The sequence below is a fragment of the Streptomyces sp. NPDC097129 genome, from assembly GCF_055668065.1.
On the sequence record NZ_JBVOQE010000001.1, the window covers coordinates 1,139,342 to 1,151,939 of the forward strand.

11 protein-coding genes are annotated in these 12,598 nt (G+C 70.0%); 6 read left to right on the forward strand and 5 right to left on the reverse strand.

Annotated elements, in window-relative coordinates:
* Window positions 1-6: 6 nt before the first annotated feature.
* The 3 genes from AC0B9F_RS05115 (at window position 7) to AC0B9F_RS05125 (ending at window position 2,543) form a co-directional block, all read left to right on the forward strand.
* Entirely contained in the window at window positions 7-1,083 is a 1,077-nt protein-coding gene (locus AC0B9F_RS05115) for a Gfo/Idh/MocA family protein (RefSeq protein WP_471998831.1), read from the forward strand.
* Window positions 1,083-1,577 (forward strand): heme-degrading domain-containing protein, encoded by a 495-nt coding sequence (locus AC0B9F_RS05120; RefSeq protein WP_471998832.1) that lies wholly within the window; start codon window positions 1,083-1,085, stop codon window positions 1,575-1,577. The genes AC0B9F_RS05115 and AC0B9F_RS05120 overlap by 1 nt, the downstream gene beginning before the upstream one ends.
* Window positions 1,578-1,679: 102 nt before the next feature.
* Window positions 1,680-2,543, forward strand: coding sequence for an LLM class F420-dependent oxidoreductase (locus AC0B9F_RS05125; protein WP_471998833.1), 864 nt, complete (start codon window positions 1,680-1,682; stop codon window positions 2,541-2,543).
* A 96-nt stretch (window positions 2,544-2,639) separates the two neighbouring features.
* Here AC0B9F_RS05125 and AC0B9F_RS05130 read toward each other — a convergent pair whose 3' ends face one another.
* The 4 genes from AC0B9F_RS05130 to AC0B9F_RS05145 form a co-directional block, all read right to left on the reverse strand.
* Entirely contained in the window at window positions 2,640-3,497 is an 858-nt protein-coding gene (locus AC0B9F_RS05130) for a fumarylacetoacetate hydrolase family protein (RefSeq protein ID WP_471998834.1), read from the reverse strand.
* A gap of 209 nt (window positions 3,498-3,706) precedes the next feature.
* Window positions 3,707-4,423, reverse strand: a complete 717-nt coding sequence (locus AC0B9F_RS05135; RefSeq protein ID WP_471998835.1) for a YidC/Oxa1 family membrane protein insertase — start codon at window positions 4,421-4,423, stop codon at window positions 3,707-3,709.
* Between the two features lie 201 nt (window positions 4,424-4,624).
* The gene (locus AC0B9F_RS05140) at window positions 4,625-4,936 is read right to left on the reverse strand and encodes a DUF6412 domain-containing protein (protein WP_471998836.1); all 312 of its coding nucleotides are present in this window, start codon (window positions 4,934-4,936) and stop codon (window positions 4,625-4,627) included.
* 85 nt (window positions 4,937-5,021) lie between these two features.
* Entirely contained in the window at window positions 5,022-5,555 is a 534-nt protein-coding gene (locus AC0B9F_RS05145; protein WP_471998837.1) for a winged helix-turn-helix transcriptional regulator, read from the reverse strand.
* A 164-nt stretch (window positions 5,556-5,719) separates the two neighbouring features.
* Here AC0B9F_RS05145 and AC0B9F_RS05150 point away from each other — a divergent pair, with 164 nt between their 5' ends.
* From AC0B9F_RS05150 to AC0B9F_RS05160, 3 genes are all read left to right on the forward strand, one after another.
* The gene (locus AC0B9F_RS05150) at window positions 5,720-7,141 is read left to right on the forward strand and encodes an MFS transporter (protein ID WP_471998838.1); all 1,422 of its coding nucleotides are present in this window, start codon (window positions 5,720-5,722) and stop codon (window positions 7,139-7,141) included.
* A gap of 85 nt (window positions 7,142-7,226) precedes the next feature.
* Window positions 7,227-8,237 carry an SEC-C metal-binding domain-containing protein gene (locus AC0B9F_RS05155; protein WP_471998839.1) on the forward strand — a complete coding sequence of 337 codons (1,011 nt, stop codon included), beginning with the start codon at window positions 7,227-7,229 and terminating at the stop codon, window positions 8,235-8,237.
* A 467-nt stretch (window positions 8,238-8,704) separates the two neighbouring features.
* Window positions 8,705-11,848, forward strand: a complete 3,144-nt coding sequence (locus AC0B9F_RS05160) for a DEAD/DEAH box helicase (protein ID WP_471998840.1) — start codon at window positions 8,705-8,707, stop codon at window positions 11,846-11,848.
* Here the strand turns inward: AC0B9F_RS05160 and AC0B9F_RS05165 are convergent.
* The gene (locus AC0B9F_RS05165) at window positions 11,845-12,537 is read right to left on the reverse strand and encodes an ATP-binding protein (protein ID WP_471998841.1); all 693 of its coding nucleotides are present in this window, start codon (window positions 12,535-12,537) and stop codon (window positions 11,845-11,847) included. The genes AC0B9F_RS05160 and AC0B9F_RS05165 overlap by 4 nt on opposite strands.
* Window positions 12,538-12,598: the final 61 nt, after the last annotated feature.

Consider the following 12,598-nt stretch of genomic DNA (forward strand, 5'->3'; position numbering starts at 1 on the left):
GGTGGCATGACTGGTACGACAGGCACCCCCCTCCGCGTGGGCCTCATCGGCTACGGCCTCGCGGGCTCCGTCTTCCACGCCCCGCTGATCGCCGCCACCGACGGCCTGACCCTCGACACGGTGGTCACCTCCAACACCGAGCGGCAGGAGCAGGCGCGCACCGAGCACCCCGGTGTGACGACCGTGGCCGGCGCCGAAGAGCTGCTGGAGCGGGCCGGCGACCTCGACCTGGTCGTCATCGCCTCCCCGAACAAGACCCACGTCCCGCTCGCCACCGCCGCCCTGCGGGCGGGCCTGCCGGTCGTCGTGGACAAGCCGGTCGCCGGGACCGCCGCCGAGGCGCGCGAGCTGGCGGCGCTCGCCGAGGAGCGCGGGCTGCTGCTGTCGGTCTTCCAGAACCGCCGCTGGGACAACGACTTCCTCACCCTGCGCAAGCTGGTCGACGAGGGCGCGCTGGGCGACGTATGGCGCTTCGAGTCCCGCTTCGAGCGGTGGCGGCCGAAGCCCAAGGGCGGCTGGCGCGAGTCCGGCGACCCGGCGGAGATCGGAGGTCTGCTGTACGACCTCGGCAGCCACGTCGTCGACCAGGCGCTGGTGCTGTGCGGCCCGGTCACCCAGGTGTACGCCGAGTCCGTGGTCCGGCGCGCGGGCGCGGAGGCCGACGACGACACGTTCCTGGCGCTGACGCACGCGAACGGGGTCCGCTCCCACCTGTACGTCTCCTCCACCGCCGCACAGCTCGGCCCGCGCTTCCGGGTGCTCGGCTCGCAGGCCGGCTACGTCAAGTACGGCCTGGACCCGCAGGAGGCGGCGCTGCGCGAGGGCCGCCGTCCGGGTCCCGGCTGGGGCGAGGAGCCGCCGGAGCTGTGGGGATGCGTCGGCGCCGGGGAGTCCCCGCTGACCGGCGGCGGCCGCGCCGAACCCACCCTGCCCGGCGACTACCCGGCCTACTATGCGGCCGTGGCGAAGGCCCTCACCGGCGCCGGCCCCAACCCGGTGACCGCGCTGGAGGCGGCCGACGCCCTCGACGTACTGGAAGCGGCCCGCCGGTCGGCCCGCGACGGAGTGGCGGTGAACCTGTGATGAGCGCAGTGACCCCGAAGTTCACCCCCGAACTCACCCCGAGCATCGAGGAGCTGGAGGCACAGGAACGCCGCCTGGTCTTCCGGCAGTTCACGCACGACGACGCATGGGCGCTCGGCTCGCTGCTCGTCGGCCTGGCCCGCGAACGGCAGGCCCCGGTCGCCGTCGACATCCACCGGGCCGGCCAGCAGCTCTTCCACGCCGCCCTGCCCGGCTCCACGCCCGACAACGACGCCTGGATCGCCCGCAAGCGCCGGGTCGTGGAGCGCTACGGCAGCGCCTCCTACCTGGTCGGGGCCCGCTTCCGCGCCAAGGGCACCACCTTCGAGGAGTCCTCCCGCCTCGACCCGGACGTGTACGCGGCCCACGGCGGCTCCTTCCCGATCACCGTGGAGGGCGTCGGCGTCATCGGCGCGGTCACCGTCTCCGGGCTGCCCCAGCTGCACGACCACCGGTTCGTGGTGGAGGCGCTGGAGGAGTTTCTGAAGATCTGAGGAGTTCCTGAAGATCTGACGTGCGCCGGGAATCAACCCGGGGATCCCTCCGGTTGGGACTGGCCGTAGACGTGATGATCACGGACCCGCCCGGAGGGACCCATGAGCACGGTGCAGGACAGGATCGGCCGGTACGGCATCTGGAGCGTGGGCCTGCGCTCGGAAGACCCGGCCCGGCGGGAGGAACTGGCCGACGCGGCAGCCGAGTTGGAGTCGCTCGGCTACGGCGCCCTGTGGCTCGGCGGCAGCAGCGCCGTCCACCACGCCGAGCCGCTGCTGGCGGCGACCGGGCGTATCACCGTCGGCACCAGCATCCAGAGCATCTGGCAGCACACGGCCGCCGACACCGCGGCCCGCTTCGCCGAGCTGGAGCGGGCCCGCCCCGGCCGTTTCCTGCTGGGCCTCGGCGTCAGCCACGCCAAGCTGGCCTCGCAGTACCGCCGCCCGCTCGCGGCCCTGGCCGCCTACCTCGACGAACTCGACGCGGCCGGCGTCCCCGCCGAGCGCCGCGTCCTCGCCGCGCTCGGCCCGAAGAACCTTCAGCTGTCCCGGGACCGCGCGGCCGGCGCGATCCCGTACCTGGTCACGCCCGAGCACACCGCCGAGGCCCGCGAAACCCTGGGCGGCGCGCCGCTGCTGGCGCCGGAGCTGAAGGTCGTCCTGGAGACCGACCCGTCCCGCGCCCGCGAACTGGCCCGCGGCGCCCTCGCCCCCTACCTGGGCCTGCCGAACTATACGAACACCTTCCTGCGCCTCGGCTTCACCGAGGAAGACCTCGCGGACGGCGGCAGCGACCGCCTGATCGACGCGGTCTTCGCGTGGGGGACGGAGGACCGGATCCGCGAACGCATCGACACGTACGTCAAGGCGGGCGCCGACCACATGGCGCTCCAGGTGGTGGCCGACGGCCCGAGGGAGAACCTCCCGAGGGAGGAGTGGAGGAGGCTGGCTTCCCTGCTGGGGTAACTGTGAGTCCCCAGGGGCGCGGGGAACTGCGCGACCGGCCACAGACCACCCGCACCCGACGGACAAGCGTGGTTTCCCCGGCCCCCAGCGGAGCGCTCAGGCGTCTTTCAGCTCCTGCCGCTGCCGCCCGAGCCCCTCGACCTCCAGCTCCACGACATCCCCGGAACGAAGGTACGGCTTCGGCTCGGGCTGCCCCATGGCCACCCCGGCGGGGGTCCCCGTGTTGATGACGTCCCCGGGGTACAGCGTCATGAACTGGCTGACGTACCGCACGACCTCCCCCACCGGGAAGATCTGGTCGGCTGTCGTCCCGTCCTGTTTCAGCTCGCCGTTGACCCACAGCTTGAGGGAGAGCGCCTGCGGGTCGGGAACCTCGTCCGCGGTCACCAGCCACGGCCCGAGCGGGTTGAACGTCTCGCAGTTCTTGCCCTTGTCCCAGGTCCCGCCCCGCTCGATCTGCCACTCCCGCTCGGACACGTCGTGGGCGACGGCGTACCCGGCGACATGCGCGAGCGCCTCCTCCGCCGAGCCGAGGTAGCGGGCCGTACGGCCGATGACGACCGCCAGCTCGACCTCCCAGTCGGTCTTGACCGAGCGCCTCGGTACGAGCACCGTGTCGTTCGGGCCGACGACCGTGTCGGCCGCCTTGAAGAAGACCACCGGCTCGGCGGGCGGCTCGGCCCCGATCTCGCGGGCGTGGTCGTGGTAGTTCAGCCCGATGCACACGACTTTGCCGATACGGCCCAGCGGCGGGCCGACGCGCAGCCCGGTCGCGTCCAGCGCGGGCAGCTCACCGGCCTCGGCAGCGGCGCGGATACGGCCGAGGGCCGCGTCGTCGGCGAGCAGCGCGCCGTCGATGTCCTCGACGAGGCCCGACAGATCCCGCAGGGTTCCGTCGGCGTCGAGCAGTGCCGGGCGCTCGGCCCCGGCCGTACCGACTCGCAGCAGCTTCATGGTCGTCACCATCTTCCTCGATCGCGGGCGCCCGGCCGATGGCGCCGCCGGGTGCGGCCGTGGCGCGACAGCCATCGGAGGACTGGTCGATCCTCCAAGAGGGGAGTCCACTCCGCAAGACCCGGTTCACGTACTGGACCGTAGGGTGAGCGCGGCGTGAGCTGGGCGTGAGATGGGCGCGAGCTGTGCGGGTCCGGCGCGGGAGCGGCTCAGCGGTAGAGCGCCGCCCGTTCCACGGCGCTCCACGCCGTGCTGGTCACGACGTAGAGGGCGGCGGCCAGCGGTACGACGGCGACGGTGACGAGGGTGAAGAAGGACATGAACGGCATGACCTTCGTGACGGCGCCGATGCCCGGGACCGGCTCCCCCGCCCCGGCCACCGGCACCGGCGCGTTCTCGGCCATCATTCGCCGGGTGCGCCGGAAGTTGAACACGGCGACGACCGCGACCAGGGCGAACAGGGCCAGGTAGACGAGTCCGGCGCCGCCGAGCGGGCCGCCGGCGGCGAGGGCGTCCGCCCAGCGGTCGCCGAGCGGCGCGGCGAACAGCTGGTGGCCGAGCAGTCCGTTGGTCTCGCCGCCGATGCTGGTGTTGGAGAACAGGTGGTACAGCAGGAAGAACGCGGGCGCCTGCAACAGGCTGGGCAGGCACCCGGACAGCGGGGAGACCTTCTCCTCGGCGTGCAGCTCCATGATCGCCTTCTGCAGCTTCTGCGGGTCCCTGGCGTGCTTGCCGCGCAGCTCGGCGATCCGCGGCTGCAGCGCGGCCTTGGCCTTCTGCCCGCGGGCGGCGGCCCGGGACAGGGGGTGGACCAGCAGCCGGACGAGCATCGTGAACAGCACGATCGCCGCGGCGGCCGCGGAGGCGTGGAACAGGGGCTGGAGCAGCTCGGCGAGCCGCTCGACGAGGTGGGCGAAAACGGACATGGGTGAGTGGCCCTCCGGGGTCACGTCGTGCCGGAACGATGGAGATCGTCGCCTTCGATCAGATCGATGAGATGGATGACACGGATGAGACGAGATCGATGTGATCGAGGCGATCGAGGTGATCGGCATGACGACCCACGCGGGGGACCCGTCCGCCCGGGGGACGGTGGTGGTGCCCGTGGGGAGGGGCGGCGGGATGCCCTACGCGGTGGTCGCCGGGAGGGCGTGTCCGGGTGCCCTGGGCCGGCGGCGGCCGGGCGCGTCGGGATCGCGCTGGGGCAGGAAAGCCGTACGACGGGCACGGTCGCGTATCGCGGTGCGCACGCGGGTGGGCGGCACGACGGGCACGCTGAGCGCGGCGGCCAGCGCGCACACCGCGAGCGCGGAGCCGACGGCGGCGGTCGCGGCGAGGGCGACGGTGGCGGAGAGGCTGCCGGTGTCGAGCAGGGCTATCTGCAGGACGAGGAAGAGCAGCGCGGTGACGGGACGCAGCCCGGCCCAGTCGCGGTTCATCGGCGATCCCCCCGCCCTTTTCGTCGTACGCCGTGTGATGACGTCCCCGTCCAGCCTGTCCGGCCCGTCCGGTGACGGTTCCCGTTTATACAGGATCCGGTTCGAGCGGCTGCAGCAGCCGTCGGGGCTGGAGCAGGGCCCGGCTGACCGGATCCGCCGGGTCGGGGTCGAGTCCCGGCCCCGGCTCCATGACAACGTCCGGGACCGGAACGATGGTTCCGCAGTCGGGGCATTCGCCGTAGGGACCGAGTTCGCGTTCGGTGCCGCAGGTGGCGTGCCTCAGGATGCGCAGCGGCTGCTCGCCGTAGTGCACGCGACCCCACACGCCGAGCGAGCGCAGGGTGGGCCACAGGCCGATGCCGCGCTCGGTGAGGACGTACTCGTCGCGCGGCGGCGACTGCTGGTACCGGCGCTTTCGCAGGATTCCCTGCTCGGTGAGGCTCTGCAGGCGGGCGGCGAGGACGGCGCGCGGGATGCAGAGGTGGACGAGGAAGTCGTTGTAGCGCCGGACGCCGAAGAACGCGTCGCGGATGACGAGGAGCGTCCACCGCTCCCCCACGACCTCCAATGCCCGGGCGATCGAGCACTCCTGCGCCGCGTAGTCCTTGCCCAGTGCCATGAGGCCACTGTACCGATTTCCCCGCAGTAGGTTCAATCACCGAACCTGCCCTGCTACGGTGACGGCGTCCTCGTAGGTTCAATGACCGAACCGTCACGTTCGGGGCCGGCTCCTCCAGGGACCGCACGCAGGTCCCCCGGAGACGTCCCGGAAAGGAAACCGTCATGCCCAGCTCCGACCTCCCCGGCAGCGTCGAGGCGGCCTCCGCACCGCCGGGCCCCCCGGCATCCGGCCCGAGGACGGCTGCCGCTCCCACCGCCGCCCGCCCCCGCGCCACGCTCGCCCTGACCAGCGCCGCCACGGCCATCGCCCTGATGACGTACACCGCGCCGATGGTCACGCTCCCCGACACGGCCGCCGACCTGCACACCCCGCTGTCCGCGCAGGCCTGGCTGCTGAACGGCACCCCGCTCGGCCTCGCCGCCGTCCTGCTGGTCGCCGGCAGCCTCGCCGACGACTACGGCCGCCGCCGGATCTTCACCGCCGGCACCCTGGCCCTCGGCCTGACCACGGCCCTCGGCGCGCTGACCACCTCCACCTGGCTGTTCACGCTGGCCCGCATCGCCCAGGGCGCAGCCAGCGCGGCCCTGCTCGCGAGCAGCCTCGGCCTGATCGTGCACGCGTTCCCCACCCCGCGCGGCCGGCTGCACGCGACCGGCGTGTGGGGCGCGTTCGTCTCCGGCGGCATCGCCGTCGGCCCCCTGCTCACCGGGTCCCTGCCGAACTGGCGGGTGGCGTACGGCGTCCTCGGCGCGGCCGCCGTGCTGACGGCGGCCCTGTCCGCGCGCACCCTGACGGAGTCCCGTGCCCCGCGCGGCGGACGCCCCGACGTGCTCGGCGCCCTCACCTTCGGCCCGGCGCTGGTGGCCCTGGTCGCCGCGCTGACCCTGGGCCGGGACGGCTGGCTGCGCCTGCCGGTGGGCCTGTTGCTGCTGGCCGCGCTCGCCCTGCTCGCCCTGTTCGCGGTGGTCGAACGCCGCACGGCCACCCCGATGATCGACCTGACGCTGCTGCGCCGCCCCGGCTTCCTGGCGTCCTCGGCGGGCGGCCTGTTCACGGGCCTGGCGGTGATCGGCCTGTTCAGCTATCTGCCGGCGCTGCTCCAGCGGACGCTGGGGATGTCGGCGATGGCGACGGCGTGGCTGTTCCTGCTCTGGTCCGGCCTGTCCTTCGTCGTGGCGCTGCAGGCGCGGCGCCTGGCGGGCCGCGTCCCGCCGCGCCTTCAGCTGGCGGCGGGCTTCGTCCTGCACGCGGCGGCCGCCCTGACCATGCTCGGCGCGCTGTCGGCCGGCTCCTGGCCGCGCCTGCTGCCGGGCCTGCTGCTCGGCGGGGTCGGCAGCGGGCTGCTGAACGCCGCGCTCCCGCTGGTCTCGGTCGAGTCCGTGCCGCCGGAGCGCGCGGCGATGGGCTCCGGCGCCCAGCAGACGTTCCGCTACATCGGCTCCTGCGCGGGCGTGGCCCTCACCATCGCCCTGGCGACGTCCACGAAGAGCCTGCCGGACGGCGCGGACGTCGCCCTGCTGGTGTCGGCGGCCCTGGCGGCCGTGGGGGCGGTCGGGGTGGGGGTGTTGCGGGAGCGGGGGTGACGGACCCGGGTGGCTCCGGTGTGGGCTGCGGCCCTGGCCAGCGGACACCTCACTTTTGTCATTCATCGGCAGTACGGTGTCCCCCATGCGCTCCGACACGCCTGCCGAGAACGTCGACCACACCGCCGAAGCGGCACGCCTGGAGCGGACCGCCGGCCTGTATCCCGAGGACGCGGAAGCCCTGCTGCTGCGGGCCGCGGCCCACCTGGAACTCGCCGGCGACCGCCCCGCCGCGACGACCCTCTACGACCGCCTGCTCGCGACGGGGGACTCCCTGGAACACCCCCACCTGGTCCGCGCCCGCAAGGCCGCGAACCTCTGGGAGTACGACCACGAGGCCGAGGCCCGCGCGATCATCGAGGGCATCCGCGTGGCCGCCCCCCGCGATCCGCTGCCGTGGGTGATCGTCGCGGAGGCCCTGGAGTCCCACGACGAACTGGAGGCGGCCCAGGACACGTTCACGCAGGCCGCGCACCTGCTGCTCCCCCCGGAGGGTGAGCCCCCGTACTCCGCGCGCCCCCTCCTCTTCGGCCGCCACCGCGTCCGCCGCATGCTGGGCCTGCCGCACGACGGCTGGGACACCCTCGCGGACACCCTGCACACGGCGCCGGTCCCCCTGGACGAACTCCACGACCCGAAACGCGTCTGGTCCCTGGGCTCCTCCAACCCGGCGGAACTCCAGGCGGAGATCTCCCGCCTCCAGGCCGAACTCGGCACCTACCGAGAGGCCCTCTCCCGCCCGTTCCCGGTAGCCGTCCTCCACTGGCCGGCCTCGGAACTGGCCGAGCTGGTCTCCGACTACCCGACCCTCGCCGAGGAGTACCCCTCCTACGAAGCCCACCTGGCGACAATAGAGACATCCCTGCGCGAACTGGCGACGTCGGGCACGCCCAACCTGGGCATCGTCCGAGGCACGGTCCCGTCCTACGAAGCATTCGCCGCATCCGAGGGCGCCTCCCCCTCGGACGCCACCCTGCTCCCCCAGTACGCAACGACGCTGGCAGCCCGCGGCAGGGCGATGGCCTGGCCCCCGGAGCGGGGAGAGGCGTGCTGGTGCGGGTCGGGGGCGGCTTATGGGGAGTGTCACGGCGCCTAGAACCCACTACGCCTGCCCGGGACAGGGCCCCCACCCGCGCCCCGCAAGCCGCCAACCCACCCGGCGTGCATGCGAGGCGCCGTAGCGTCCCCGCGCACCGGCCACCACCCGAGTAACCGAGCCGTACGCAACCGGGCCCCGCTCCCCTCTCGGCCGCCCGCTCGCTTCTCCCCCGTGCTGGAGCGGTCCGAGTCAAGGGTGGCCCGAAGGGCCATCGCCGAAGGCGACGCGCAGCGCCCTTTACTCGGACCGCGGAAGCACGACACTGCCCAAGAAGCGGGCGGCCCAATGGTGCGACGACAGCATGCCCTGCCTACTCTCTACCGGGCGTGCGCAAGCAACCCCTTTCCCTCAAGGACGCTCCCGGTGTCAGTGACACCTGTTAGAACTGATCGACATCAGGGCTAAGGGCCGTGGGGTCGTGCGCAAGAGCGCAGGTCAAAGTCAGCAAGACAGAGGGGGCCAGGGTGGCGCATTCGGGGGGCGTGAGGAAGCCGGTAGCGGGCGTCTATGAAGAGCTCATCACCGAGGGACTGCACGAGCGGATAGGGGGACTGACCGCAGCAGGATGGAAGGCCATCGATGTCGAGGTCAGTGCGGAATCCACCCCTCACGTGCTGGCTCGCTACATCGGTGAGGCGGTGGCACAAGAGCTGAGCCAGGTCCCGCGCGATCAGCAGGTCACCGTTGCGAACCGCGTCTTGCAGGCGTTGACCGAGACCAAGGCTGGTCCGGAAGCCAGTACCGCGGATGCCATTCTCGAGGGACCACGCCAGTTGATCGCCCTGGCCGAGCAGGAAGCTCCTGGTGTCTACGCCGTACGTCCGCTTACTCCCCTGTCGGAAACCGCCCTCATCACCAACTCACCCGAAGACCCCAGCCTGGGCAGTGAGTTGCGTGCGGAGTTGGCCACAGCCGACCATGTCGATCTGATTTGCGCGTTCGTGAAGTGGTACGGACTGCGAGTCCTCGAAGACTCCCTCCGTGCCGCACGGGAGCGAAACATTCCCATCCGCGTCATCACGACCACTTACATCGGCGCAACCGATCGGCACGCACTAGACCGGCTCGTCCGCGACTTTGGTGCGCAGGTCAAGGTCAACTACGAGCTCCGTTCAACGCGACTGCATGCGAAGGCTTGGCTCTTCCGGCGCGAGAGTGGCTTTGACACGGCGTATGTCGGTAGCTCCAACCTCTCGAAGGCCGCCTTGCTGGACGGGCTGGAGTGGAACGTTCGCCTGTCCTCAGTAGCCACACCCGCGGTGCTCAACAAGTTCGAGGCGACCTTCGATGCCTACTGGAACGACAGCGCATTCGAGGCATACAACCCGGACACCGACGGCGAGCGCCTGGACCAGGCCCTCGCTCAGGCTAGCGGGAGCAGCCCATCAACCGACCTGAAGATCAACCTCTCCGGCTTGGAAGTACGCCCCTTCCCCCACCAGCGGGACATGCTCGAGCGTCTCCGCGTCGAGCGTGAGATCCGAGACCGTCACCGCAATCTTCTGGTTGCGGCCACGGGGACCGGCAAGACGGTCATGGCGGCGTTGGACTATCGGAACCTTCAGCAGAAGCTCTCAGACGCTTATCCCCGGTTGCTGTTCGTGGCCCACCGCAAGGAGATCCTCAACCAGTCGATCCGCACATACCGTGAGGTGCTCGACAACGCATCCTTCGGCGAGCTGCTCTACGGCGGCCAGGACCCGAACGACTGGAACCATGTCTTCGCCAGCGTCCAATCGCTGAACGTGCAGCGACTCGAACAACTCGATCCCGAACACTTCGACATCATCGTCATCGACGAGTTCCACCACGCCACGGCAGCCACCTACCGACGGGTCCTCGATCACTTCAAGCCGAAGGAACTCCTGGGCCTCACGGCGACGCCCGAACGCATGGACGGGCTCAACGTGCAGGACGAGTTCTTTGAGGGCCGCATCGCGGCGGAGATGCGCTTGTGGGAAGCGCTCGAGAACGACCTCCTCTGCCCGTTCCACTACTTCGGCATCCCAGACGGGACAGACCTGACCAACCTCACCTGGCAGCAGGGGTCCTACACGGATCGCGACCTCGACGACCTCTACACCGGCAACCATGCTCGCGCTCGCATCGTCGTCAAGCAGATCCGTGACAAGGTCGCGAACCCCGGCGCCATGCGCGCTCTCGGCTTCTGCGTGACGAAGACTCACGCACACTTCATGGCTGACTTCTTTCAGCAGGCCGGGTTCGCGGCCGTCGCCCTCGACAGCGACTCACCGGCTGACGCACGCGCCCAGGCACTGGCTGACCTCCGAGATGGCCGGCTGCAGGTCATCTTCTCCGTCGACCTGTTCAACGAGGGTCTCGACATACCCGACGTCGACACACTGCTGTTGCTGCGGCCAACCAACAGCGCCACCGTCTTCCTTCAGCAGTTGGGCAGGGGGCTTCGTCGCACCCCCACGAAACCGGTCGTGACGGTCCTCGACTTCATCGGCCAGCACCGGTCGGAGTTCCGATTCGAGGAGCAGTTCCGGGCGCTCACCAACCTCACCCGCAACCGCCTCGTCGACCACATCGAGCACGACTTTCCGCAGCTTCCCTCCGGATGCCAGATCATCCTTGAGGGCAAGGCGAAGGACCTCATCCTTGGCAACATCCGTGCCCAGTTGGGCGCCACGATCAAGACGTTGGTGAAGGAGGTCAAGGACTACCGCGAGCCTCGTCTCGGCGACTTTCTGCGGGAGAGCCGCCGCGAGATCAAGGAGCTGTACAAGAGCGATACTTCTTGGACGACTGTCTTGCGTAGGGCGGGACTGGTAAGCGGCTCGGCGCCGGATGGCGAGGCAGCACTGCTCAAGCGTGTTCATGCCTTCTTGCACGTCGATGATGCTGAGCGGGCCGAGGCCTACCTCCGAGTGCTGGCCGATGACGCTCCTGCCTACGCAAGTCTCACGGCAAAGGATCAGACGTACGCCCGCATGCTCTTCTTCAACCTCTGGGACGATGCAGGCGGCTACACGAGCTTCCAGGATGGCCTTGAAGCTCTACGCGGACAGCGAGCCGTCCGTGACGAACTGCGGCAAGTTCTGGCGTACGTCATCGAGCGGTCCGATCATTACCCGATCGACCTGTCTGGGCCCCACCGCGACCTTCCGCTCAAGGTGCACAGCGCGTACAATCGCTCCGAAATCTTGGCGGCACTGGGTGTTGCCCGCTTCGGCGGCCAGATGCCCCGGTCGTTCGCACAGGGTGTGCAGTGGGTGGAGGACCTCAAGACGGACGCTCTTCTGATCACGCTGGAGAAGAACGAAAAGGACTTCTCCCCTACGGTCCGCTATAAGGACTACGCCCTGAGCCCCACCCTCTTCCACTGGGAGTCTCAGAACGCCACCGCGGAGAACTCAGCCACGGGGCTGCGCTACCAGGAACACGTCCAGCAGGGCAGCCACGTGCTCCTCTTCATGCGCCGCTACAAAAACACCGATATCGGCAAGCCCCAACCGTGGATGCTCCTCGGCCCGGCCACGTACGTCGAGCACAAGGGCAGTATGCCGATGGGCATCACCTGGCGTCTTGAGCATGAGTTGCCAGCCGATGTGTGGACGTACGCAGCCATCGCGGCGAATTAGCCAGCCGACGGCGAGCCACCGCCGCCAACCTGAGCCTCGAAGTGCGTCTGCGCCCGGTCGAGGACGTCATCGGCGTCCCGTCCATGCGTCTGAAGCCAGTGGAGGAGGTCCGTGATGATGTCGATGGCGGCCTCCTCCGCACAGGTGAGCCACAGCCGACCGGTGCCCACGTGATCAGCGCTGCTTTGCCTGCGCTCGACACGACCGCCGTACAAATCCAGTAAGCCTTGCGCTCTGCTGACACGTGGGCACTGCTGCTTCGGTGGCAAGATGAACCGCCCAGCAGTTAACTCGCACCACGTCACCTTTCGATCAGGGTGTAGCTCCACGCCCCAGCGGTCGGCGGTGGCCGCTACGAGAGCCATTCCACGTCCACCTTCACTGTCGGCTGTGGCTTCGACCAGAGTGGGCAGCGCTCGCGTGTCCGGGTCGTGGACCTCGATCCGCAGATACCGTCCGTCCGTGGTGACGGCAAGGGTCACCGGAGTCCCTGGGCCGACATGGGCGATGACATTGGACACCAACTCGGTGACGCAGAGTTGGGAAGACTCCACCAGGTCGGACAGCCGCCACTGCTCCAACTGAAGCCGCGTCAACCGCCGCAGAGAGGACAGCTCGTGGGGCTCCGCTAGGAGCGGCAGCTCCCAGAACCTCGTCATCACCTGGGCCTTCTCGCTTCCACGGTCCATCCAAGTCATCCCCTCACACTGAAGTCATGGCGTGATGTAGTCGGCTACACACATAGAGTTG